The organism is Nocardia anaemiae NBRC 100462 (genome assembly GCF_001612725.1).
GTDB lineage: Bacteria > Actinomycetota > Actinomycetes > Mycobacteriales > Mycobacteriaceae > Nocardia > Nocardia anaemiae.
Map to the genome: position 1 here is coordinate 43,617 of NZ_BDAZ01000053.1, position 23,245 is coordinate 66,861.

At 64.6% G+C, this 23,245-nt stretch carries 22 protein-coding genes and 5 tRNA genes; 13 read left to right on the plus strand and 14 right to left on the minus strand.

Translation table 11 applies throughout. The annotated features are described in order from the left end of the window. Window positions 1-27 precede the first annotated feature (27 nt). The 4 genes from NA5_RS27285 to NA5_RS27300 form a co-directional block, all read right to left on the minus strand. Complete coding sequence (locus NA5_RS27285; RefSeq protein WP_062991043.1) at window positions 28-1,302, minus strand: cytochrome P450 family protein; 1,275 nt, start codon at window positions 1,300-1,302, stop codon at window positions 28-30. 341 nt (window positions 1,303-1,643) lie between these two features. Beyond that, on the minus strand, window positions 1,644-2,492 hold the full coding sequence (locus tag NA5_RS27290) for a hypothetical protein (protein WP_062991045.1): 849 nt from the start codon (window positions 2,490-2,492) through the stop codon (window positions 1,644-1,646). Between the two features lie 82 nt (window positions 2,493-2,574). Then, a complete protein-coding gene (locus tag NA5_RS27295; protein WP_062991047.1) occupies window positions 2,575-3,336 on the minus strand; it encodes a bestrophin-like domain in 762 nt (253 codons plus the stop codon). Window positions 3,337-3,608: 272 nt separating this feature from the next. Next, entirely contained in the window at window positions 3,609-4,994 is a 1,386-nt protein-coding gene (locus NA5_RS27300; RefSeq protein ID WP_218020166.1) for an MFS transporter, read from the minus strand. 260 nt (window positions 4,995-5,254) lie between these two features. Between NA5_RS27300 and kdgD the strand changes: the two genes are divergently transcribed. The 4 genes from kdgD (at window position 5,255) to NA5_RS27320 (ending at window position 12,444) form a co-directional block, all read left to right on the plus strand. Next, window positions 5,255-6,169, plus strand: coding sequence for a 5-dehydro-4-deoxyglucarate dehydratase (gene kdgD / locus NA5_RS27305; RefSeq protein WP_062991049.1), 915 nt, complete (start codon window positions 5,255-5,257; stop codon window positions 6,167-6,169). Between the two features lie 16 nt (window positions 6,170-6,185). Further along, window positions 6,186-7,319 (plus strand): L-talarate/galactarate dehydratase, encoded by a 1,134-nt coding sequence (locus NA5_RS27310; protein ID WP_062991051.1) that lies wholly within the window; start codon window positions 6,186-6,188, stop codon window positions 7,317-7,319. A gap of 533 nt (window positions 7,320-7,852) precedes the next feature. Further along, on the plus strand, window positions 7,853-10,486 hold the full coding sequence (locus NA5_RS40690) for a WXG100-like domain-containing protein (RefSeq protein WP_062991053.1): 2,634 nt from the start codon (window positions 7,853-7,855) through the stop codon (window positions 10,484-10,486). A 944-nt stretch (window positions 10,487-11,430) separates the two neighbouring features. Beyond that, on the plus strand, window positions 11,431-12,444 hold the full coding sequence (locus tag NA5_RS27320; RefSeq protein WP_062991055.1) for a DUF4226 domain-containing protein: 1,014 nt from the start codon (window positions 11,431-11,433) through the stop codon (window positions 12,442-12,444). Between the two features lie 94 nt (window positions 12,445-12,538). Here the strand turns inward: NA5_RS27320 and NA5_RS27325 are convergent, their stop codons facing one another. The 8 genes from NA5_RS27325 to pgsA all read right to left on the minus strand — a co-directional run bounded on the left by NA5_RS27325 (window position 12,539) and on the right by pgsA (window position 17,800). Beyond that, window positions 12,539-12,982, minus strand: coding sequence for an SRPBCC family protein (locus NA5_RS27325; protein ID WP_062991057.1), 444 nt, complete (start codon window positions 12,980-12,982; stop codon window positions 12,539-12,541). 29 nt (window positions 12,983-13,011) lie between these two features. Then, window positions 13,012-13,356, minus strand: a complete 345-nt coding sequence (locus NA5_RS27330) for an ArsR/SmtB family transcription factor (RefSeq protein ID WP_062991059.1) — start codon at window positions 13,354-13,356, stop codon at window positions 13,012-13,014. Continuing rightward, a complete protein-coding gene (locus NA5_RS27335; RefSeq protein WP_062991155.1) occupies window positions 13,353-13,802 on the minus strand; it encodes an SRPBCC family protein in 450 nt (149 codons plus the stop codon). Before NA5_RS27335 ends, NA5_RS27330 begins: the two co-directional genes overlap by 4 nt. Window positions 13,803-13,954: 152 nt before the next feature. Next, window positions 13,955-14,845, minus strand: coding sequence for a phage shock envelope stress response protein PspM (pspM, locus tag NA5_RS27340; protein WP_062991060.1), 891 nt, complete (start codon window positions 14,843-14,845; stop codon window positions 13,955-13,957). Window positions 14,846-15,012: 167 nt separating this feature from the next. Beyond that, on the minus strand, window positions 15,013-15,843 hold the full coding sequence (gene pspA, locus NA5_RS27345) for a phage shock protein PspA (RefSeq protein WP_062991062.1): 831 nt from the start codon (window positions 15,841-15,843) through the stop codon (window positions 15,013-15,015). 203 nt (window positions 15,844-16,046) lie between these two features. After that, window positions 16,047-16,484: a helix-turn-helix domain-containing protein gene (locus NA5_RS27350; RefSeq protein WP_062991064.1), complete on the minus strand. Its 438-nt coding sequence runs from the start codon at window positions 16,482-16,484 to the stop codon at window positions 16,047-16,049. A 168-nt stretch (window positions 16,485-16,652) separates the two neighbouring features. Next, the gene (locus NA5_RS27355; RefSeq protein ID WP_062991066.1) at window positions 16,653-17,147 is read right to left on the minus strand and encodes a CinA family protein; all 495 of its coding nucleotides are present in this window, start codon (window positions 17,145-17,147) and stop codon (window positions 16,653-16,655) included. Beyond that, window positions 17,144-17,800, minus strand: coding sequence for a CDP-diacylglycerol--glycerol-3-phosphate 3-phosphatidyltransferase (pgsA, locus tag NA5_RS27360; protein WP_062991068.1), 657 nt, complete (start codon window positions 17,798-17,800; stop codon window positions 17,144-17,146). Before pgsA ends, NA5_RS27355 begins: the two co-directional genes overlap by 4 nt. 155 nt (window positions 17,801-17,955) lie before the next feature. On the opposite strand from pgsA, the gene NA5_RS27365 reads away from it, so the two are divergent. The 3 genes from NA5_RS27365 (at window position 17,956) to NA5_RS27375 (ending at window position 19,478) form a co-directional block, all read left to right on the plus strand. Further along, a complete protein-coding gene (locus NA5_RS27365; protein ID WP_084484453.1) occupies window positions 17,956-18,522 on the plus strand; it encodes an amino-acid N-acetyltransferase in 567 nt (188 codons plus the stop codon). Window positions 18,523-18,538: 16 nt separating this feature from the next. Beyond that, complete coding sequence (locus tag NA5_RS27370) at window positions 18,539-18,823, plus strand: YciI family protein (protein WP_062991072.1); 285 nt, start codon at window positions 18,539-18,541, stop codon at window positions 18,821-18,823. A 115-nt stretch (window positions 18,824-18,938) separates the two neighbouring features. Next, window positions 18,939-19,478, plus strand: a complete 540-nt coding sequence (locus NA5_RS27375; RefSeq protein ID WP_062991073.1) for a hypothetical protein — start codon at window positions 18,939-18,941, stop codon at window positions 19,476-19,478. Here the strand turns inward: NA5_RS27375 and NA5_RS27380 are convergent. Continuing rightward, on the minus strand, window positions 19,475-20,476 hold the full coding sequence (locus NA5_RS27380) for a TerC family protein (RefSeq protein ID WP_062991075.1): 1,002 nt from the start codon (window positions 20,474-20,476) through the stop codon (window positions 19,475-19,477). The two genes, NA5_RS27375 and NA5_RS27380, sit on opposite strands and share 4 nt — an antisense overlap. 159 nt (window positions 20,477-20,635) lie before the next feature. Here NA5_RS27380 and NA5_RS27385 point away from each other — a divergent pair, with 159 nt between their 5' ends. The 6 genes from NA5_RS27385 to NA5_RS27410 all read left to right on the plus strand — a co-directional run bounded on the left by NA5_RS27385 (window position 20,636) and on the right by NA5_RS27410 (window position 21,711). Then, window positions 20,636-21,148 carry a hypothetical protein gene (locus NA5_RS27385; RefSeq protein ID WP_062991077.1) on the plus strand — a complete coding sequence of 171 codons (513 nt, stop codon included), beginning with the start codon at window positions 20,636-20,638 and terminating at the stop codon, window positions 21,146-21,148. A gap of 78 nt (window positions 21,149-21,226) precedes the next feature. Next, window positions 21,227-21,299 (plus strand) — tRNA-Trp (locus NA5_RS27390). An 81-nt stretch (window positions 21,300-21,380) separates the two neighbouring features. Next, window positions 21,381-21,456: transfer RNA gene (locus NA5_RS27395), tRNA-Arg, on the plus strand. Window positions 21,457-21,463: 7 nt separating this feature from the next. After that, a tRNA-Leu gene (locus NA5_RS27400) sits at window positions 21,464-21,540 on the plus strand. Between the two features lie 23 nt (window positions 21,541-21,563). Next, window positions 21,564-21,636 (plus strand) — tRNA-Arg (locus tag NA5_RS27405). A 4-nt stretch (window positions 21,637-21,640) separates the two neighbouring features. Beyond that, a tRNA-Gln gene (locus tag NA5_RS27410) sits at window positions 21,641-21,711 on the plus strand. A 79-nt stretch (window positions 21,712-21,790) separates the two neighbouring features. Here NA5_RS27410 and NA5_RS27415 read toward each other — a convergent pair. Then, on the minus strand, window positions 21,791-23,239 hold the full coding sequence (locus NA5_RS27415; RefSeq protein ID WP_218020167.1) for a carbamoyltransferase C-terminal domain-containing protein: 1,449 nt from the start codon (window positions 23,237-23,239) through the stop codon (window positions 21,791-21,793). Between the last annotated feature and the right edge of the window lie 6 nt (window positions 23,240-23,245).

Here is a 23,245-nt window from a genome sequence, read left to right on the forward strand (position 1 = left end):
ATCTCGGCCCTGCGCTCGGCGGGGTTCTCAGGGAGGCGGAAATTCCGGGAACGGAGCGGACTTCGGGAAGACGACCGGCAGCGCGGTCAACGCCCGGTGGAACGGTCCGGTGCGCCAGCCGAGTTCGGCTGCCGGTACGGCCAACTCGATCTCGGGCAGGGCATCGAGCAGCTGGTCGATCGCGTCCTGGGCAATCAGATAGGCGGCGTCCTGTGCCGGGCACATATGCGGTCCCGCACTGAAGGCCAGATGTGACCGATTGCCATCGCGCTCCACGCCGTCGACGGCATTGACGGTGGGATCGCTGTTGCATGCCGCCATGCTGATGACGACCGGCTGGTGGGCGGGCAACCACACGCCATTGAGCAGAATGGGTTGCCGGGGATAGGAAATGCAGTAGTTCGCCAACGGCGGGTCGGTGAACAGCACTTCATCCAGCGCGTCGCGGGTGGACAGACTACCGCTGTGCATGCCGGCGGCGAAGCGATCGTCGGTCAACATCAGTCGCAATGCGTTGCCGATGAGGTGGACCAGCGGCTCGACGCCGACCGCGTAGTAGGTCACCAACTGCTGGATCACCTCCTCATCGGTCAGCCCGCTCGGGTGACGCATCAAACGAGTCGTGATGTCGTCGCCGGGCGCCTCCCGTTTGCGATCGATGTGCAGCCGCAGCGCCTCGTGCAGCATGCGATCGCCCGCATCGATTTCGGCCCCGGCATCGAACATCGCATCCATCGCCGCCGCGATCCGCGCACCGACATCGGAGTCGACGCCCAGCATGGTGTTCACCGCGGTGAACACCAGCGGAAATACGTAGCGCTGCAACACATCAGCCTGTCCGTCGGCACAGAACTTGTTGATCAGCGGGATGGCGATCTGCTCGATCACGGCGTGCATGCCGAGCAGGTCGACGTCATTGAGCGCCGCGCTGGTCGGCTCGCGATAGCGTTTATGTTCTTGGCCGTCGGTGCGCAGGGCATTCTCCCGCCGCCGCATCATGGCGAGCACCGGGCACTCGGCCGGGACGTTTCGCTCCCAGGCTCGGGGATCCGCCGGGAAGTGGTCCGGATCGGTCAGAATGCGGACCGCGGTGTAGTAGCCGATCACCAATGTGGCCGGTACCCCCGGAGCGAGATCCACCGGCACCAGCGAACCGAACTTCTTGCGCATCTGCCCATAGGCCTGGTGCGGGTCGGCGGCGAATTCCGGGGTGTACATCACGATGCGCGGCCCGGCGCCGAAGCCCGGTGAGCCGCCTACCGCGGACCGTGATTCGGGCGGGTGATGTGTGTGCGTTGTCACAGATGAACTCCGAACTTTGAAAGCTAAAGAACCTTGACAATCGAGCAGACCCAGCACTGGCCTCAGTTACGTCAGAGCAGCGAGCTTCGGCAGGTTGATGACAACGGATTACGAACAAACTGCGCGCACGACTTCAGTCGCGCCGATCTGCCCCACGTGGGCAGCCCGTGTGGTGCGGGTCATGAGCCCCCTGCCGTGCCCATGATCCAAATCCATTGCCCCAGACCAGTTCTAGAGTGTCCGCCGTCATGATAGCCACCGCCCATGAGACGCGCAGCCCCAACGGCATTACGAGCGAGCATTCGCCCGGCCTCAGCAGATCAGGGCTGCCCGGGTAGGCGTCATTCTGCTCGCCTGTTGCGACCTACAGCAACCTTGCGGACCACGGTCAGGACGGTGACCACCATGACTGTCACCAGTTCCAGCAGGTTCCAGGCGATCTGCTGCTCCGGGGCGGATTCGGCCGCCGCGATCGGTGGTCGGTGCGGGGTGGTGCGGGTCGGAGTTTCCGGAGCGATCGCGAGTGCCGATGCGACGGGGGTGAATTCCGGTGCCGGTGCGGGTGGCGCGGGTATCGGTGGCGCGGGCGGCGGCGGGCCGAGTTGGAGGGGGATGCCGGGTGCTGCCGGTTCAGGGGCCGGGAGTAGGAGCAGACAGGTCAGCAGTGCGCTGCCGGTCATCGCGCTGCCGACCACGACGCTGCCGAGCCCGGATCCGCTCGAACCGACCGAACCGGTGCCGATCAGACCGGAGCCGGTTATGCCACTGCCGGTTACACCGCTGCCGGTCGCCAGTCCGAGCAGTATTGTCGCGCTGCCGATTACGGCGCTGCCGGTGCAGGCGGATTGGACGCTGCCCGGGTCGAGCCCGAGGGACTGGCCCGCTCCGGCCGTCGCATCCGCGGGTGGGTCATCGACACCGTTTTCGATGCTTCCCGTGCCGTCCCGTCGCGCATTGCCCGACCGCGCCGCGGCCGAACTGCCGGTGGCGACGCCCGTGGGTTCGAGATCCAAGACGCCGCCGTAGGAACTGCTCCCGGAATCCGCAGCGGCGCTTCCGGTCCCGATCGCGTCGCCAGCGGCACTCCCGGTGGCGATATCACCGATGACCGGCCACTCGGGTGTCGTCGAATCCGCGGCCGCAGGGCCGCCCACGAACAACGGCAGCGCCGTCGCCACCGCCAATCCCACTGCGGCCCTCCGTCTTTGCGCAGCCGTTGCCATATTGCCGATATCCCATCCCGTCGCAGCTCCTCGGGTCTCGAGCGGCCCGTCAGGTGATGTGGTCATACCGGGACATGGCGTATTCGAAGGCATCCTTCGGGACACTGTTGCCGCCGGAGAACGGCCGGTCGAGGTTGTAGATCGCCAGCACCGTCGAGCCGACGACGATACCGAGCAGCGCGGTCATCAGCAGACTGCGCTTGGTGACCTCGACCCCCGACAGCACCGCGGTGCACAACAGCAGGATGGTGCCGAACCACAAGGCCGCGTAGAGGAATACGGGCATCTGGTAACTCGCGTCCATGGCCCGGTCCTGGCGCGCCTCGGCAGCCGCGTCGAGGCTGGCCATGGCACTCGTACGCAGATCCGCGACGTCCGGATCCGTCGTATTCACCGATGCCACGGCATCGCGCAGGCTGTCGAACGCGTCCTGCGTGGGTTCACTCAGCCGCCGGTCCGCCTGCATGACCGGCCACTCCCGGTTGAGCACCTGATCGGTGTAATCCCGCACCAGGCCCTGGATCTGGCGATGCTCCTGATCCGGCATGGAATGTGCGGTCCAATACGTATCCACCAGCGCCTTCGCCTCGGCAATGGTGTGATTGTGCGCGTTGTCGTACTCCTGCCAGCAGATCACCACCACGAAGGCGACCACTGCCAGAAAAAGCGTGTTGATCAGTTCCAGTACGAGGGATCCGGCCGCTTCCTCCTCGGTCGACACCCACGAATCCGGTCGCAGTCGATCTCCGATCACGAAGATGGCCACCGCGATGATCGCCGCTAGGACGGGCACGATGAATATCAACAGCATATGGCGACGCACCTCCCGAAACACACCGACCGATCTGCGCCGCTGATACTCGCCCGAGGGCGAACATCAGCGGCGTCGATCAACTCTTATTCGGTGCCGAGCCCCGGATGGATGGTGTGCCAACACATTCCGAGTGTCGCGGGACGAGATGTCCGACCGTTCCGTCCAGTTCGATGCTGGCGCAGACCTGGCCGCAGCCATCGACGGCACCGATCGCAGTACTGCGTTGAGCGTGCGGTGCTCGCGGCTGGTGGGCCACTTCCGATTTCGGATCAGGCGTCGAATTGGATGCGTCGGATGGTGCCCATCCCGATCAGTGCGAGGACTGCGAGCAACCCGTGCGCCGATACAAACCACAGTGCGGTATTGAACGAGCCGGTCGAGGAAACCAGATAGCCGATAACGATCGGGGTGACAATGCCCGCGATATTGCCGAAGGCATTCATGGTGGAGCTCACGAAGCTCACCGCCTGCGTCGGCGCGATATCGGTGGTGATCGCCCAGCCGAGGGAACCGATGCCCTTGCCGAAGAAGGCCACGGTCAAGATCGCCACGATCACGGTGGTGCTGTCGCTGAAGTTGGACAGTGCGATGAGGGTGGCGAGCAACATGCCCGCGGCCGCCGGGATCTTGCGCGCCGCCGTCAGCGATCGGCCGCGACGCAGCAGGGCATCGGACAGAATCCCGCCCACCAGGCCGCCGATGAAGGCCGCCAACGCTGGCAGTGCGGCGACGAATCCGACATGCACCAGCGACAAGCCACGGCCCTTGTTCAGATAGATCGGGAACCAGGTGATGAAGAAGTAGGTCAGCGCGTTGACCGCGTACTGGAAGACGTAGACGCCCCACAGCGGCCGAGTGGAGAAGACGCGCACGAGCATGCGCCGATCGAGTCGCTTGCGCTGAGTCGCGTTCTCGCCCTTGGTCGTATCGAGGTCCACCAGCGCGCCACCGGAAACGATCGTGTCGAGTTCGGCCGGGGTGACGCGGCGGTGTGCGCGCGGCGGATACAGCCAGCGCCACCAGAACACCGCCAAACCGAAGCCGAGCACGCCGAGCAGTACGAATACCCAGCGCCAACCGAATTGATTGGTGATCCAGGCCATTACCGGGGCGAAGATCACCGTGGCGAAATACTGTGCCGAATTGAAAACGGCCGTCGCCCTGCCGCGTTCGGCGGTCGGGAACCACATGGTCGCCACCCGTGCATTACCGGGAAATGCCGGTGATTCGAATACACCGAGCAGTAATCGCAACCCGAATACGATCGACAATGCGACCAGCACCGGTGTGGTGATCAAACCGACCAAGCTGGTCGCCGCGGTGACCAGCGTCCACAATGCCAGGCTTGCCGCATAGACCCGACGTGCACCGAATCTGTCGAGCAGCATCCCGCCGGGCAATTGCGCGACGACATAGGCCCAGCTGAATGCCGAGAAGATGTAGCCGAGCTGCACGGTGGAAAATCCGAGGTCCGCCCGGACCGCGCTGCCGGTGATCGACAGACTGCTGCGGTCGGCGTAGTTGACGGCGGTGATGATGAACAACAGCCCGAGCACCAGATAGCGGGTGGGAATGCGACGACCCGGGCGCTGTTCGGTGGGTGCCACCACGGCGCGGGCGCCGCCGTCGGCGGGCATGTTCTCACGTTTCAACATCACTGTCCTCCTGTGACCGGCCGGTGTGCGCCGGATCACCCTGCAATGGGTGTGAAAGGAGGCTAAATGGCCGAAGCGATACCCGTCGAACACCAATTCGGTATTGAGCGATACCCAAATGAGGGCTTGCCGCTGGGATACCGCACGGCCTGATCTGATGCCATTCGAGTATCGGTCGATTTCCAATCAGTGTTGGACCGGCATCGGGCCCCGGACCTAATCTCCAGAGAAATCAGCATTTCGTTGCCAGGAGGATATCCGTGTCGCAGCTATCCGCCGAGGAATTGGGACCCGCGCTGGGGCGCGGATTGCTCTCGTTCCCGGTCACCCATTTCGACGCCGAATTGAACTTCGACGAGCGGGCCTATCGGGATCACATCGGCTGGCTGTCCCGATACGAAGTCGCCGGTCTGTTCGCGGCCGGTGGCACGGGCGAAGGCTTCGCCCTCACCAGTGCGGAGATCGATCGCGTGGTGCGCGCCGCGGTGGCCGAGACCGCCGGACGGGTTCCGGTGATCGCGCCCGCGACCGCGGGCACCAGGGTGGCGGTGGAACAGGCGCGCGCGGCCGAGGCGGCGGGTGCGGACGGCATCCTGCTGCTGCCTCCCTACCTCGTGGAAGCCACGCCGGACGGCTTGGTCGAACATGTGGCCCAGGTGTGTGCGGCGACCTCGCTCGGGGTGATCTTCTACAGCCGCGCCAATGCCGCCTGCGATGACGTGACGGTGGCCCGGATGGCCGAGCGCAGCCCGAACCTCATCGGCTTCAAGGACGGCGTCGGCAATATCGAGTCGATGACGCGGATCTACGCCAAAATGGGCGACCGGCTGACCTATATCGGCGGCCTGCCCACCGCGGAAACCTTCGCGCTGCCCTACACCGAGATGGGTGTGACCACCTATTCCTCGGCGATCTTCAATTTCGCTCCCGAGTTCGCGCTCGATTTCTATCGTGCGGTCCGCGCCCGCGACCGCACGACCGTCTACGCACACCTGCGTGATTTCGTCATCCCTTATCTCGACATCCGCGACCGCCGACCCGGCTACGCGGTATCGATCATCAAGGCCGGTCTCACCGCGGTCGGCAGACCATCCAGCCGGGTCCGCCCGCCGCTCACCGACCTCACCGAGGCCGAACTCGCCGAGCTGACCACCCTTGTGAAACCGATCGCCTGACCCCCGAAGGACCACCATGGACTCCCCCATCCTCGACCGAATCACCAGCGTCAAGATCTCTTCGGTCACCGTGCCCCTGCCGACCGGGATCAGCGATGCGAAGGTACTGACCGGTCGACAGAAACCCATGACCGAAGTCGCCGTGCTGTTCGCCGAGATCAGCACCGAAGCCGGGCTCGAAGGCATCGGCATCGGCTACTCCAAACGCGCGGGCGGACCGGGACAGTTCGCACATGCCCGTGAGATCGCCCCCGTTTTACTGGGTGAGGACCCCAGCGATATCGCCAAGATCTGGGACAAACTGATGTGGGCGGGTGCTTCGGTCGGTCGCAGCGGGCTGTCGGTGCAGGCGATCGCCGCTTTCGATGTGGCTCTGTGGGATCTGAAGGCCAAGCGGGCCGGGTTGCCGTTGGCGAAACTGCTCGGGGCCCACCGTGATTCGGTGCGCTGCTACAACACCTCCGGCGGATTCCTGCACGCACCGATCGAAGAGGTCCTCGACCGTGCCACGGCATCGCTGGAACAGGGCATCGGCGGCATCAAGATCAAGGTCGGACATCCCGACCACGCGGTGGATCTCGCTCGCCTCACCGCGGTGCGCGAGAAGCTCGGCGACCGGGTGCCGTTGATGGTCGACGCCAACCAGCAGTGGGACCGCCCCGCCGCCCGCCGCATGTGCCGAGCCTTCGAACCGTTCGGGCTGGTGTGGATCGAAGAGCCCCTCGACGCCTACGACTTCGACGGCCACGCCCAACTCAGCGCCACCTTCGACACCGCAATCGCCACCGGCGAAATGCTCACCAGCGTGGCCGAACACAGCCAACTCATCGCCGCCCGCGGCGCGGATATCGTGCAGCCGGACGCACCGCGCGTCGGCGGCATCACCCAGTTCCTGAAGGTGATGGCCCTCGCCGACAGCCAAAACCTGCAAATGGCACCGCATTTCGCGATGGAAATCCACATCCACCTCGCCGCCGCCTACCCACGAGAGCCATGGGTCGAACACTTCGAATGGTTCGACCCCCTCTTCAACGAGCGCCTGGAAATCGCCGACGGCCGCATGCACCTGTCATCGCGCCCAGGCCTCGGCGTAACCATCAGCGACCAAGCCCGCGCCTGGACCACCACCGAACACACCATCCACTCTTGATTGCTGTGCCGGTCAGATGATCACCATGCGTTGATGGCGGAGACCCACACGCCAATGCACGGTGATCACCTGTCCAATTCGGATGCTCCGCGATGTTCATGTGGCGCACCTCGGCCTCCTGGAGGGCGACCACGACCGTCGCTGCCATGCAACTTGATATGCAGTTTAAGGTTGAATGGCAAATTTCATTGCATTGGCCTGGGGGGACCAGCCACTGGCCTGCGTGCGACGCAGGTCGCCCCTGCACCCACGGCGACGGGTGAGGAGCAGTACAGCGGCGTCGGCTAGCGATGGAAGAGGCAGTGGGACCCGTGACCAGGCCGAGGAAGGACTGTTCTCCGCTACCAGTGCGCGAACTCGAGTCTGCGCACGGCGGGAGCACGTTTCCACCACATCCAGTTCGGAATACGAGCAGTGGTGCGCCCAGCTGAGTGGCGACGGGTTCCGCAACTGCCGTTTCAACCCTGGATGGAAACGGCAGCCGAGGTTGTGGGACCGCGCGACCAACTGGCCGCAATACCGGGTGCGGCGCCGTGACACTGACGCTGCCTGCGGCGTTTCCCAAGTGGCTGGTCGACGCGGTGGCAGGGTACTGGCCCGAATGCGACGAAGACGCCGTGCGCCGCGAAGGTGACCACTGGAAGGCGGCCGGCGAGAACTGCCGCCAGCTCGGCCAACGCCACGACATCGCGTCCACCATGGAAAAGGCCGCCCTGCGCGGCTACAGTGCCGACACCAAAGCCGCCAGAAACGCGCAACTCGGCAACGACCTGCGCAACCAGGCCGCCTACTGCGATTCCATGGCTGGACAGTGTTACCAGAAAGCCAATGACTGCGAATTCACCAAACTCCAGGTCATCGGAACCGGGGTCGCGCTACTAGCACAGCTCGCGGTGGATGCGCTGATGTCCGCACCCGGCGTCGTGAAAGCTGCCGAGGACCGAGCAGCAGCCGAAGCATCCTGGAGCGCGACCGCCCGCCGGTACTACGGCGAGGTGAAAAAGGTCGGACTGGAGTGCGCCACCAAACGCAAAGGTCTACCGCTGGCCAAGGCTACCGCCATCGGGGTCGCCCTCGGTGGCGGGACCGCCGCCGCTGTCAACGCCGGAGCCCAGTTCTACCAGAAGGAAGTATTGCATCACCGCGACAAGATGGACTGGAACATGGTCGAAGACGCCGCGATCATCGGTGGCGTCGGCGGTGGAATCGGAGCGCGATTCGCGTCGCGATTCGCGCCCGGAATCAATAGGTTCCTCGGCAAAGTCGCCGGCAACTCGAAATCGAATATCGTCCGCTACGGCGCACACGTCACGAGCGGGCTACTGATCGGCGGGGTCGGTGGCTTAGCGGGAGCGATCGGCGGGGCGGGCGCGGGGATCGTTGTGACCGGGCATATCCCGGACGCCAAGGAACTGCGTACCAGCGTGATCCAAGGTTTCGTCGGCGGCGTTGTCGGTTCGGTCACCGTCTTCGCCCGCCCCATACCACCGGGCATGCGGGTCAACCCAGACCGCACCGTCCCATCAGAAGCCGAAAAGACCACACCCCCCTACCAAAAACAGGTCTGGCCCCCAGAAGGCGAAAAACCCACCCCACCCCCCGAACACAAACCACACCAACCAACTCCAGCCAAACCAGACCACACACCCCCACCAGAAACCGAAAAGACCACACCCCCCTACCAAAAACAGGTCTGGCCCCCAGAAGGCGAAAAACCCACCCCACCCCCCGAACACAAACCACACCAACCAACTCCAGCCAAACCAGACCACACACCCCCACGGCACACCGAAAAAACCCCACCCACAGGCGGCGAACAGGTCCAGCCTCCGCGTGCAACCGACAAGGAAGCGACCCCGCCGCCCGACAGGCAAGGCAAGGGGGAACCAACCAAGCCGCAGTCAACGGATCGAGGGCCCGCCGATGAGACTCCGCCCACCGACAAGACACCGGCCGAGCCACAACAACCATACGGCGGGAAGGGGGAGCCCTGGCCCGACGAACTCGTCTGGCCCCTTGGCGAATCCGACGAAGAAGCGGCCCCGCGGCCCGAACACACACCGGACAACGATCCGAGCGAACCAGCGAACCCGCGCCGAGACTTGGACGAGTCCGACCGACATCTCGCACCTTCGCGGCCGGGAGAAGGAACCCGACCACTCGACCGCACGCCGATCGACGGAGAAATAGCCGAGCCACATCGGAGGTTGTCACCGTACCCTTCCGACCAACAGGTCTGGCCCAAACTCGCAACCGACAAGCCTGCCACGGCCCAGGAACATCCCAAACCCGAGGCCGACAAGTTTGCCGCACAAGAGGAACAAGCCAAGCCACCGGCCACCAACGAGCCGGATCCCTCGACCGGCAAGACGCCGGGCGAGCAACAACGACTGCGCACCGAGGAAGAGACTCCGCCGCGCGCCATCGAGTCCGTCGGGCCAGTTAATCCCCCGTCACATATTTTCCCGACGGAGCGGCAGAGGCTGCAATTGAATACGATCATCGACACCGTGAAATATCGAGCGGTTTCCGGTAAGTTTCCCTCGGAGCTGGACTTGCCCGCAGTCAACGCCATCCTCAACGAGCCACTTCACTTCGAAACCCACGGGTACGATGATAACGGAGTATACCCTGATGGCCCTGGTGGTCGTATTGTCAGAAATATAGACACAACTCTGAGAACTCTCGAGCAACACAAATCGACCCCCGAGTTTTTCAAAGGTAAGCCATTACTCGCGTTCGTCGAAAACGATAAAATGATGATTCAGGGTAAACCGCACGGCATGGTTGTTTACAACTTCCCCGTCAGACTGAATGATGCTGTCGGCCGTGAGGTCAGCCGCTTGACGATCAGTAGCCTATTGCCTTCCGCGGACATGAAATCCTTGCGAGATTTGGTCGTATCCGACCCCCGTACCCTCGATCTGTATTTGCAGCGAATCTGGGGAGATTCGCCCTATCTGGCACGCCGAATGCAACAATCACCTCTCATCCTCTTCGAAAATACCCCCGCCACTCCCAACGCGAGCGACATCCTCCTGGAGGCCGGCGCCGCTTCACAACACGGGGGGAGACTTACCCAAGGACAAAGGGACTTATTCAAAGCGATGTTTACAATCCGAAACGGCGAAGGTGTACTCAACACCATCGAGATCCCCACTGAATAAAATTCGATGGAGATTGAACCCGGTGCACACGCATAGCAAGCCGGGAAAGAGGACTTGGTGCGGTGCCCCCACCAACACGCCCGCGGACAATCCGCCTGCAGCACCGATCCTTACCACACTCGACCAGTGGACGTCCATCGCCGAACCCAGCACCAGATGACCCGACCCGCCCGAGAGCGGGCGACGCGCCCCGCAGCGATACCGCCCAGAGTCTGTGACACAGATTCGAAATCACCTGTCGCAGCCGACCTGCGTGACGCGGCGGCCCAGCTCTCCGCGCGCCGTGCCGCCCGCGACACGCGAGGTTATGCGTCACATCCACGCCGAGGAGACTGAGTAGCTCCGCAATTGCCGCACGAACTGCGCGCCGATATCGCGGCAAGCGCCTGGGACTCATGCAAACAAATCTGCAAGTAACAATTGATTGGCAAATGTAGTTGCACTAGCCTGAGTGCACACGCCCCCGGCCCGCGCGCGACAAGAATCGACCGCCACACAACGGCGTCGGCCATAGCGAGAAAGAGGCAGTCCGAACCGTGACCAGCGCCGAGGAAGTACCGTTCGCCGCTGTCGATGCACCCGATGAGACAGACGGCGCCGAGACGACAACACAGACCACCACATCCCCAGACCGACGCACGCCGTCGCGCAATGGCCGCCCACTTCTGACGGTTCCATGGCAACCCGGCCAGCCAAATCGCCAGGAATCCGGACCATCGGCCTCACCACCGGTCCCCTCGTCCGCATCCGTTGGCGCATCACCCATATCCCCCACATCGGGCACGACTCCGTCGCCACCGAGCACGACAGCGCCACCTACCATCGGTCACCCAGCCAGGACACCTCCCTCACCCGAAGCCGCCGCCTCACCCGCTCGCCCCGCATCACGAAACAGATCAGGGCAGCATCACGATGCGACCGCAGACCCTTCGCTTCCCACCAAAATGGTCGAGGCGATCCTCCCGACCCTCGCATCGGCACTGGCCGCACTGGCAGGCCCGAAAACCGCCGCGGCACCGACCACCCCCGCCGGCAGTGCACCCACGACGGCCCCGAACACCCAGCAAACGCCACAGACCCTGCGGCAACTGGCGGCGATGTACGGGCCCGGAGACGATGGCGCTCCACACAACCAACTCGCCGCCGATCCCAGCGGCCATGCCGGAGCCGGAGAAACTGCCAAAGCGTACCGACTCCGGCAGCTATACCACCGGCATCTCGCGCAGGCATTCAACACAATCGACAACGAGCTGGCCGCATGCATCCGCCAACTCGCCGGCGCGAACAACGTGGACCGCAAAACCCTCCTCCGGATACTCCGCGAAGTCGATGTAGGGCTGGCCGAACTGGGCCCGGCCGCATTCACGCGCGACGGTTATCACCGAGTCGAGAAGATCTTGGACACCGCCCTGCGCCACTCCCGCGCCATCGTCCACGCCAGTGGAGCGCACTCCACTGCGACCGCCCAAACCATCCACCAACTCGCCAATCAATACCTGAGCACCCTGGCCGGTATGCCGACCCGACAAAGCGGCACACGCGGCCGATCCTCGAGCATCGACAATGTCCTCAACCTTGCCCAGCAAGAACTCGGACTAGGGGTCCACGAAACCAACGGCAACAATCACGTGAACCGGCCCTACAACATCGACGGGCCCTGGTGTGCGGCGTTCGCCACCTGGGTCTGGCAACAAGCCGGCATCCACGTCAACTGGAGCGGCAAGAACTACGTCCCCACCGTCTGGTCCGACGCCCAACGCATGGGCCTCGCCGGGAACGCGTCCACCGCCCGCCCCGGGGACCTCATCGTCTTCCCCGGCCAGAAACACATCGGACTCGTCGTCGCACGCAACGGCAACACCATCACCACTATCGAAGGCAACTCAGGCGATGCGGTCCGCCAGCACACCTACAGCAGCCCCGCCGGCTTCGTCGGCGTCGTCCACCCGCCCCGATAATGCACCAAGGCAGTCAACGACTGAGGCACCGTCCGTCACAGGGCGTCCAGGTCGGCAGTCGCACACCGACCTGTCCGCTAGTTCGGTGTCTGTGTCAGTTCCAGTTGTCGATCTTGACGTCATGCGGGTCGGGGGCGCCTTTTCCGGTCTCCACCAACGACTTCAGGCTCAGCAGGAAGACCGCCCACTTGGTGCTGCAATGGTGCATGAATTCCACCGGCTCCTTCCAGCCCTCGTGCTTGAAGAGCACCACGGCGTAGTCGTCGACCTGGTCGAGGCTCCAGTCCACGTGGGTGCCGACCCACTCCTCGGGGCCTTCGACGACCTCCCAGCGCACGTGGTTGCCCGGGTCGAGCTCGAGGACCTTCATATCGAATCCACCGGCATCGAAACGGAATTGGAGTACGCCGCCCACATCATTGCCTTTGCCCTGGGTGTTGGTCGCCCACCACGCGGCCAGCCCCTCGACGGTGGTCAGGGCCGCATAGACCTCGGCCGTCGACGCTTTGGTTGCGACTCGGTGCAGGATATCCACCATGTTCGAATCCTCTTTCCAGTATCGGACTTTCACTTCTGCTGATCTTTTGTGCGCTGAATCGCCTCGGCGATCCGCTTGATGCGCCGGAGCCTGGCGTCCCACGCCGCCCCGACCGAGGACAACTGTGCGACCGCGCGGGCAAGTTGTGCCTCATCCACTCGATACCTCCGCTCCCGCCCCGCGGGCGTGGCGTGCACCAGACCGACGCGGTCGAGCACACCCAGATGTTTCGCGATGGCCTGCCGGGTCACCGGCAGCTGCTCACTGAGGCTGGTGGCCGTGCCATCCCCGGCCGCCAAGAGCAGGTCGAGCATCCGCCGACGGGTCGGATCCCCCACCGCGGACCACAGGTCGTCGTCGACGGTAGCGGTCACGGGGTCGACACCAGCCGCGCGATGTACTCCCCGAGTTGCGGAACGAACCTGCCCCAACCCTCCACGTGGTCGAGATAGGTCTCCTCCAACTTCGCGGCCTCCCACCCCATTTCGCGGAACCCGGACTCGGTGAGCCGAATCCTGGTGCCCGCACCCGAGGGGGTGAGCTCGAAGGTGACCAGCAGCGAGTCGGCGAGATCGGTCGAGCCTTCCGGGTAGCACCAGCGGAACGAGAATAGCCGTGGCCGCTCGACGGTCACCACGGTGATCGGGGCGACATGCTCACGATCGCCGAAGACCAGCTCACCGACCGCGCCGGGAGTCACCTGGAAATCGGCCGCATCGGACCACCATTCCGAGATGTGTTCGGGACTGCTGACCACCTCGAAGACCACCTCGGGCGAGGCGTCGACGTGGATCTCACGTTCAATGCTGCCGTACTCCATATCCATCCTCCATCTGCAACGTTTGGTTGCACATCACGCTAGTCGACCCTCCATCGTCACGCAACCATTGGTTGCACATTGACATAAAGAGAGAACCCGAGCGGAGTCCAACTACCTCCGCCGGGAGGGGTCAACAGAACGACGTCGGCTGGTCAAATCCCCTGTGGGGGAAGTGAAGTGGGAGTGTGCCGGTCGGCTACCTCGGTAAGGGCCTGGGCCCATCCGTCGAGGCGATCGGCCGCGTCGCGCAGGTCGGCGACGATGGTGTCGAAGTTGTGCCGCAGCACCGCGCTTTCGGGGACCGCGAGAATCCGCCCCGCAGCGGCGACCACCTGTTCGTATTCGGCGACGCCGGTATCGAGGCGGCCGAGCGCGAATTGCATGTTCTCGGTAAGGCCGACGGCGGCAACGGATTTCGAGCGTCCCATGGCACCGAGCGCTTGTTCCATCGCGGTGATATCAGCGGCCAGCGCATGCAGCGCGGCGGCGCCCGAACCCGCGGTTTCGATCATGTCGGCGAGTTCGTCCTCAGGAAGCCGATTCGAACGGGCAATCTGTGTGCCGAGTCCGTGTAGCGCCTTTTCCGCGCGAACGAGGCGAGAGATCGGTCCGCGCGCGGAGGACCACGGCGGTGGCTGCTTGCGCGGTATGAAGGCGGCCCGCGGCAGCGGTGCGCTGCGCAATTGGAGGTAGCGGCGGGCACTCAGCGCGGTACCGGTGACCAGCGCCACGGCACCCCCACCGACCACGACCACGGCCCATACCGGAGCCGAAAGCACCATCAGCCCAACGGTTCCCGCGGTGGTGAGACCGCCGACCGTGCCCAGTTGAAAGCTGCGGCGGCGGGCCCGGCGGCGCTTGCGCAATTCCCGCTCGCGCGGATCCGCCCAACGCCGCACCGCGACCAGCGCATGTTCGCTCACCTCGCGCAGACTGTCGGGCAGGCTCCCCGGCTGTGGTGCGAGCACCGCCTGTGCCCGCACGAGCGCGGCACCGCGACGGCGACCGCCCTTACCTGGTTCGCGAGGTCCCTGCGGGCTCATCGGTCTCCTCCAGGGCACGCGTTCGGCGCGACCCGCGGTGGCCGGACAGGCAGGGCCCGAGCATGACCGACGGCCGACCCGCCAGGTACCCGTGCCATGTCTTCCACCGAACCAGTCCTCGCCGAACTGTATTTATTTCGAACGCTGTATTTATTTCGAACGACGGGCTACTGCTGCGCGGTCTGCCCCTTGTTCATCTGCGGCTGCGGTTGCGCCGGATTCGCCTGCGCCGCACCCGGATTGATCGCGGTCGTACCACCGGCGGGCAACGCATCACCGCGCATCGAAGCGCGGATCTGCTCCAGCTTGCTGTGCCCGGCCATCTGAATGCTGGCCTGCTGCACCTCGAGCATCCGGCCCTGCACCGAATTGCCCGCGAGTTCGGCGGCACCCAGCGCGTTCGCGTAGCGGCGCTCGATCTTCTCCCGCACGGCATCCAGGCTCGGTGTGGTGCCGGGCGCGGACAATGTCGAATCCATCCGCTGCAGCGACGCCGAGACCTGCTCTTGCATCTTGGCCTGCTCCAGCTGGCTGAGCAGCTTGGTGCGCTCGGCGACCTTCTGCTGCAACAGCATCGCGTTCTGCTCGACCGCCTTCTTGGCCTGCGCGGCCGCCTGTAGCGACTGGTCGTGCAGCACCTTCAGATCCTCGATGGACTGCTCGGCGGTGACCAGCTGCGCGGCGAACGCCTCGGCGGCGTTGGTGTACTGGATCGCCTTCTCGGTATCCCCGGCCGCGGCGGCCTGGTCGGCCAACATGACGGCCTGGCGGGTATTGGCGTTGAGCTTCTCGACATCGTCGAGCTGACGGTTCAGCTTCATCTCCAGCTGACGCTGGTTGCCGATGACCGACGCGGCCTGCTGCGAGAGGGCCTGATGCTGTCGCTGAGCTTCCTCGATAGCCTGCTGAATCTGAACCTTCGGATCCGCATGCTCTTCGATCTTCGAATCGAAGAGGGCCATCATGTACTTCCAGGCCTTGACGAACGGATTAGCCATCGATTGATCCCGCCTCCATAAGATGCGCCGCGCTTTACCGCGACTCTAGTGCGCGACCGTCACGCACCCGATATGTGCCTATCCTCCACCATGTGGCACCCAGGCCGGGCGAACCCGGCCCAATCGACGCCTAGTACAGAATCTATCCGCTTTCGGCACCGGTTCGCAGCGTCGGCCGCGGCGGCCACCTCTCGTCTTATCGATCAGTTGCTTTTCACCAGAACGAGCATGTCCGCCTTGGGCGCCGGAATGACGATCCGGGTCTCCTCGGCGATGTGCGGCCTGGCAGCGGCCACCGACATCGTGGCGGTCGCGGGCTCCGGCGCGGCCTCGGCGGGTTCGGCCGCGGCGGTCCGCTCCGCCTCTGGTGCGTCGGCGTTCTGGGCGGGCGCTTCGGCAGGCAGGCCGTCGGCACCGGCCATGATCGTGCTCACATCCCAGAGCACCCGCGACAGCGGCACATCCAGGGCCGCGCAGATGGCGGCGAGCAGTTCGCTGGAGGCCTCTTTGCGGCCCCGCTCGACCTCCGACAGATATCCCAGGCTCACGCGCGCCGAGGTGGAGACCTCACGCAGGGTCCGGCTCTGGGCGAGACGAGCACGCCGCAGACTGTCCCCGATCGCCTCTCGCAGCAGCGTCATGTCGTTCTCCTTAGCTCCCAGTAACCGGGTCCGCGGGGCGCCTACCAGCGCTGCGCACGCCGTCCTTTCTGGCACAACGTCGAACAGGGTCTGGTTGGTTCCCACGGTGGCAAACCAGATGCGAAGCATCCGGTCAGCTGGCCATCTCCAGCGACCTGCAGGCAGTCGCTAACGGCCGCCTCCCACGATACGACGCAACTCCCGTATCGCGCTGTGCGTAGCGCCGATTCGGATCGCCCACCGGTCACCGTCCAGTTTCAGCCGCATGACCTCGGTGTGCCCGGGCCCGGCCAAGCCGAGGAAGACCGTCCCGACGACATGCCCACCCTGGGCTTCGGGCCCGGCGACGCCGGTCAATCCGATTCCCCAGTCCGCACCGCAGCGCAGCCGCGCACCGACGGCCAACTCTTCGGCGGTGCTCGCGGCCACCGGCCCCTCGGTCGCGAGCACTTCGTCACTGACACCGGCAAGGCTGTGCTTGAGCTCCGTCGCGTAGACGACCAATCCACCGCGCAGCACCACGCTGGCCCCCGGCACCCCGGCGATGGTCGCCGCGAGCAGGCCCGCCGTCAGCGATTCCGCGGTCGCCACGGTCTGCCGGGCAGCACCGAGTTCGCGCACCAATTCGACGACGGGCGCTCCGATAGTCAGCGGATCGGTCATGCGCCGCGCGCCCGGCCCGGACCTCCCGCGAGCCACACCCGCGCCGCTTGCCCCACATAGTCGAGGCCGGTGATGACCGTCAGCGCGACGGCCACATACATCAGTGTCATACCGGCGGTGGCGAATCCGCCGTGCAGCGGCAACAGCAGAACCGCGATCGCGACGGACTGCACCAGCGTCTTCAACTTGCCGCCGCGTCCGGCCGGAATCACCCCGCGCCGGACCACCACCAGCCGCAGCAGCGTGATCCCGATCTCACGTCCGCAGATGACCAGGGTGATCCACCACGCCAGATCACCCAGCACGGAAAGTCCGATCACCGCCGAACCGATCAGCGCTTTATCCGCGATCGGATCGGCGAGTTTGCCGAAATCGGTGACCAGACCGTATTTGCGCGCCAACTGCCCGTCGAAGCGATCGGTGATCGCGGCGATGCCGAACAGCGCGGCGGCCGCGACCCGCCAGCCGGTCTGGTGGCCGCCACCCGCGAACAGCGCGAGCACGAACAGCGGCACCAGCGCGATGCGCAGCATGGTCAGCACATTCGCGATATTCATCAGCGGGACGACGGGATCGGTCTGGGCGGGCGCGAATCCGGTGCGGACCGCGGGTTCGCCCCAGCGTCGATCGATCTCTTCGGGCTGCACGCTCACGCCTCCGCCTCGCTGGCGCTAGGCCCGGTCACGCAGGCCACAACACCCGCCGCCACCGGGCTCGGACGCATGCCGACGCGATGCGGTGAGCGGAGCGGGTGGATGTGCGGCACACGTTCAGAGTATCGGTAACCTGGCCGACTACTGTGCACCCCATGACCTCTCGGGGACCACATGGTGGTTCGACTAGCGACGCGTATCCCGACGCGGCACCTGCCGCGGACAAATCTGTCCCTGTCGTGCGACGCGCCCGAACCTCCGATGTGCCCCAGATCAAGGCCCTCGTCGATGAATACGCCGGTCGGATCCTACTGGAGAAGAACCTGGTCACGCTCTACGAGGCGGTGCAGGAATTCTGGGTGGCCGAACTCGACGGCCGGGTGGTCGGCTGTGGTGCGCTGCATGTGCTGTGGGCCGATCTCGGCGAGGTGCGCACCGTCGCGGTGCATCCCGATGTCAAGGGGCATGGTGTCGGGCGGCTCATCGTCGAGCGGCTGGTCGCGGTGGCCAGGGAACTCGAGCTGGGACGGCTGTTCGTACTCACCTTCGAGGTCGAGTTCTTCGGCAGGCACGGGTTCGTGGAAATCGACGGGACACCGGTGACCGCCGAGGTGTACGCGGAGATGTGCCGGACCTTCGATCCAGGCGTCGCGGAATTCCTCGACCTCAGCTATGTGAAACCGAACACCCTCGGCAATACTCGAATGCTGCTGAACCTCTGACCAGAACGGATCGATCGTGCCCATCTTCGCCGTGCACTACACCTATTCCGACGCCACCGTCGAGGCGCGCGACACCTTCCGCCCGGAACATCGGGCTTGGCTCAACGGTCTGATCGATACGGGTGCATTGCTGACCAGCGGTCCCTATCCGGACGGTTCCGGCGCCCTGCTGCTGTTCCAGGTTGCCGACGAGGCGGCCATCAAGGAACTGCTGCCGCAGGACCCGTTCGCCCGCGAGAACCTCATCGACGATGTGCGCGCGGTCGAGTGGCTGCCGGTGATGGGCACATTCGCTTCCTGACCGATCCGGCTGACCGCCGCGTGTCATCGCTCGACACTCGGCGGTCAGCAAACTTGCGGCGACACGCCGTGCCAGGTGCGAGCTAATCCGAGCCCGCCGACGCAGACTCCCCCGTATGCGCATATCCGTCGCGATTTTCGCGTCGATGTCGGTCGCAGGCCTCGCACTCACCATCTGCTCGACGGCCGCCGATTTCGACAGCACGGCAAACTTGGCAGCCGGAGATCGTCCGCTGGTACGACCGGGTGTGGTCGACGAGTCGAAATACCGCGCCGCCGACGGCTACTACTTCCGGACCGCGGATGGCGGCATCGCGTGCGGCTTCCTCGATGAGCCGTTCGGCCAGCCGAAACGACCGGTCGGCTGCCAGGGCACGACTCAACCCACCCCGCCGACGATGCAGGCGTGCTGGGGCAGCGACCCGAGCGCGGCTGCCCTGGCGGTCGGCGAGAGCGCCGGATATCTCTGCGTGAACCGGGGGTTCTTCGTCGGACCCACATCCGGGGCTGATGCCGACGGGCCGGTGCTGCCGGTCGGATCCAGCCTGAGCGTGTCCGGCTTCACCTGTCTGGCCCAGCCCGTTGGGGTGACCTGCCGCAATGACGCGACCGGGCGCGGCTTCGAGATCGCGCCCGAATTCAACCGAGTGTTCTAATCGCCGGTCCGGCTCTCGGCGGACCGGGCCGCGCCACGGGTTTTGATCAGACTCGCCACGGTCGCGATGAGCAGAATCCCGATGATCACGCTGAGCGAGACCGGCGTGGAAATGTCCGGCACCGCGACGTGCCGACCACCGTTGACGAAAGGCAGGGTGTTCTCGTGCAATGCGTGCAGCACCAGTTTGACGCCGATGAACGCGAGAATCGCCGAAAGTCCATAGGACAGGTAGACCAGGCGATCCAGCAGGCCGCCGATGAGGAAGTACAGCTGCCGTAAACCCATGAGCGCGAACGCGTTCGCGGTGAACACGATGTAGGGCTGCTCGGTGAGACCGTAGATGGCGGGGATGGAGTCCAGGGCGAACAGCAGATCCGCGAAGCCGATCGCCAACAGCGCCAACAACAATGGGGTGACCGCGCGCCGACCGTCGATTCGAGTGAGCAGTTTGTCACCGTCGTATTCATCGGTGGTCGGAAGTACCTGTTTGGCCAGCGCCACGATCCGGCTGTCGCGCTTCTCCTCCTGCTCGACCTCGTGTCCGCTCTCGCGCAACAGTTTCACGGCCGTGTAGACCAGGAACAGGCCGAACAGATAGAACACCCAACTGAACGCGCTGATCGCGGCCGCGCCGACGGCGATGAACACACCGCGCATGCCCAGCGCCAGCACAATGCCGATCAGCAGCACCTTCTGCTGGTAGATCCGCGGCACCGCGAAGCTCGACATGATGATGACGAAGATGAACAGGTTGTCCACCGAGAGCGCCTTCTCGGTGACGAAGCCCGCGTAGTACTCACCCGCGAAGGTCGAGCCCCACTTCCAGGCGACGAATCCACCGAATACCAGGGCCAGGCCGATGTAGATCGCCGACCAGATGCCGGATTCCTTGAAGCTCGGATCGTGTGGCGTGCGGACATGGGCGAAGAAGTCGAAGACGAACAGACCCAGGATCACCGCGATGGTCAGGGTCCACTCGAGTGCGGTTACGTGCATGCGGGCTCCGGGCCCCAAACGCGTGTCATGACACCAATCATGCCCGATTTGTCCGTTCTGTCGAGCTAGCGGAGGAGTTGCTGACCATAATTCCACATGCCGGTTTCTTGTCTTCACCGGAACCTGCGCGGCTATCCCTACTCCGAAATGCCTGAGCCCATGGCGTTTTCGTCCGGAACGACTTATGTCGAGACCGATACGGAATTCACCCAGATCGTGACGCACAACTGGAACCACGGACTCGGTGACAACGTGACCGCACTTCTCGAGCACGGCATGACGATCACCGGACCGGTGGAGCGCCGCGGCGTTCCGTGGGAGGCATTGCGCGGACAGATGACGCGCGAGGCGAATGGCGAGTGGCGACTCAGCGACCGTCCCGAACGTCTTCCGCTGACTTACACACTGCAGGCACGCCCGACAACTCGCCGGTGGGGAATAAATGGGTTCCTCATCGCGTCTTCCGGTGTTAGCGTTATCTGCAACGTAATCGATCGGTTATCGGAACCACGAAAGGCAAAGGCAATGACCAGCACTCAGGACCAGGGACTACGCTCCCTCGCCGGTGCCTGGCAATTGCGTTCCGGCACCCGACGGCCGATGTCGCAGCTGCGCCTGACCTGGCTGTTGATGTCACAGCTGGGACAGGCGAGTATCCGGAGCCGCCCCTGAGGTCTCGATTCGAGAAGGCCTGAACAGGGGCCGCTCCCGGCGAAATACTCGCCATGGAGCGGCCCTTTTTCTTGTCCAACGGATGTAGCTCAACTGGAAGAGCAACGATCTCCAAAGTCGTGGGCTGGGGGTTCGAGTCCCTCCATCCGTGCTCATAACTCCATAGTGATTATACGGCAGTAGGTATTTCGTATTACGGGATTTGAATAACCCTGCTGCATACCGGTTTTGAGCCCGTGTAGCTCAGTGGACAGAGTGGCGCCCTCCGACGGCGCAGGTCGGTGGTTCGATCCCACCCATGGGCACCAAAACCATTCCCTCGTAGCCCAATTGGCAGAGGCGCCGGACTTAGAATCCGGTTGATGCGAGTTCGAATCTCGCCGAGGGAACCAGTCCGCGCGGTTTGCGTGGATCAGCGCTCGTAGCTCAACGGACGGAGCACCTGTTTACGAAGCAGGCGGATGAAGGTTCGAATCCTTCCGAGCGCGCTGATGGAGTGTGGTGTAACGGCAGCATAGTGGGCTCTGATCCCGTCGATTCAGGTTCGAATCCTGGCACTCCAGCGCTGCCCGACGAGGGCTCATGCAGGTTCGCCCCGGGGCTCTCATAAGGCCCTGCCGCGTGGTTCGACTCCACGATGAGCTACCACGTCACAATCGTCTGGCTCCAGTCTCGCGGCAACCAGCCGCGTTCGCGACTGATTTGCCGAGCCCGTGACTGATCGGTGTAGAGATATCCCTCGGACCAGATATAGCGGGCACCACCCCAGCGCGCCGCGGCGGCCACATCCGGAAAGAACCCACAGCCTTCGGAATTCGCGCTCGTATTGCACAACACCGGTATGCCGCTGATGGCCTCGTACGCCGCCAGAATCCGCGCGGTGGCGCTCTTTGCTGCGGCATCGATGGTCTGCACCCGTGCGGTACCTGCCACCTGCACGGCAGGAATGCGGTCGGCCCACTCCGGGCGGATGCGGTGCTCGAAGGTCAGGTATGGATCGGTGCCGCCGGGTCCGAACACCTCCGCCGCCCGTTCCGCCAGGCACACTGCCGCCACCGGCCGGTCGGCAGCCCGGCGCTTGATGCCGTTGAGCCGCTCCCGCATCGCCGAATCCGTTGCGGGAGCGAGAATGCTGCGGTTGCCGAGGGCGCGCGGGCCGATCTCCGCGCGACCCGAAAGCACCACCACCGGCTCGCCCTTCCGGTGCAGTAACTCCGCCACGCCCCGCTCGTCACAGAGCTGTCTGCGCCAGTTGTCCGGCACCCCGCATACCCTGACTCGTGGACCCGAGTACACACCCCATCGCAGCGCCGGATTGCGGCCCTTTCGGAACATCTCGCAGCACGCGGCACCGATGGCCGCACCGGAGTCGTCGGGAAACGGCGGAATCCAGATCTCCTCGACCATTCCCCGCAGCCGCGAATTCCACTTGATATCGAGGGCGCTTTCCCCGGTCACCACGAGCTTCGATGGCAAAGAAGCGTCTTGGCGCACAAGCGAACTCAGCGTCGACCGCTCGCTCGAATCGGTGCGGAAAGTGGCGACCGAGCGGACCTTCCGTGCCGACGCCACGACATGGTAGAGCCGTCCGACAGATCCACCGTCCCCGACCAAGACGAGCGCATCCTGCCCACGTGCCGCGAACGGACTCGTGCAATAGCCGCCCATGATGTGCTGGTCCACGTGGTGATAGCCTACATATTCGTGGGCGGCGGAACCGAATCCATGACCACGAAAGCGGTGCCGTGCCAGCGGTATCGTGCGTCCGGGCCGATCCTCATACGGCGCGATCGTGAGCTCGATCGGACGGCCGCCGACCCGCGTCGCAATGCGCGCGGGCTCGGTCGAATCGGGCTCCGGCACCGAACCGTCCACCACGAACCGGTCGATATCAGCGGGCGTCAATCCCTGCGCACGCAATATCTCGGCGACCTGGTCGAGATCGCCCAGGGTGCGGTGCCGCCTGCTGTTGTCCAGCTTGTCCAGCTCGATGCAGAAAACCAGCCGGTCGCCCTCGATCACGGCGACCCCGCCATCGTGCGACACTCTGATTCCGCAGATCACCACGCCGAACCACTGTACCGACGCCACGGCCAC

Coding starts and splice junctions, on each gene's coding strand:
- NA5_RS27295 (WP_062991047.1), bottom strand. CDS start 3,336: ATGCTGTTGATATTCATCGTGCCCGTCCTAGCGGCGATCATCGCGGTG.
- NA5_RS27300 (WP_218020166.1), bottom strand. CDS start 4,994: ATGTTGAAACGTGAGAACATGCCCGCCGACGGCGGCGCCCGCGCCGTG.
- NA5_RS27310 (WP_062991051.1), top strand. CDS start 6,186: ATGGACTCCCCCATCCTCGACCGAATCACCAGCGTCAAGATCTCTTCG.
- NA5_RS27320 (WP_062991055.1), top strand. CDS start 11,431: ATGGTCGAGGCGATCCTCCCGACCCTCGCATCGGCACTGGCCGCACTG.
- NA5_RS27325 (WP_062991057.1), bottom strand. CDS start 12,982: ATGGTGGATATCCTGCACCGAGTCGCAACCAAAGCGTCGACGGCCGAG.
- NA5_RS27335 (WP_062991155.1), bottom strand. CDS start 13,802: ATGGAGTACGGCAGCATTGAACGTGAGATCCACGTCGACGCCTCGCCC.
- pspM (WP_062991060.1), bottom strand. CDS start 14,845: ATGAGCCCGCAGGGACCTCGCGAACCAGGTAAGGGCGGTCGCCGTCGC.
- pspA (WP_062991062.1), bottom strand. CDS start 15,843: ATGGCTAATCCGTTCGTCAAGGCCTGGAAGTACATGATGGCCCTCTTC.
- NA5_RS27350 (WP_062991064.1), bottom strand. CDS start 16,484: ATGACGCTGCTGCGAGAGGCGATCGGGGACAGTCTGCGGCGTGCTCGT.
- NA5_RS27355 (WP_062991066.1), bottom strand. CDS start 17,147: ATGACCGATCCGCTGACTATCGGAGCGCCCGTCGTCGAATTGGTGCGC.
- NA5_RS27365 (WP_084484453.1), top strand. CDS start 17,956: ATGACCTCTCGGGGACCACATGGTGGTTCGACTAGCGACGCGTATCCC.
- NA5_RS27375 (WP_062991073.1), top strand. CDS start 18,939: ATGCGCATATCCGTCGCGATTTTCGCGTCGATGTCGGTCGCAGGCCTC.
- NA5_RS27380 (WP_062991075.1), bottom strand. CDS start 20,476: ATGCACGTAACCGCACTCGAGTGGACCCTGACCATCGCGGTGATCCTG.
- NA5_RS27385 (WP_062991077.1), top strand. CDS start 20,636: ATGGCGTTTTCGTCCGGAACGACTTATGTCGAGACCGATACGGAATTC.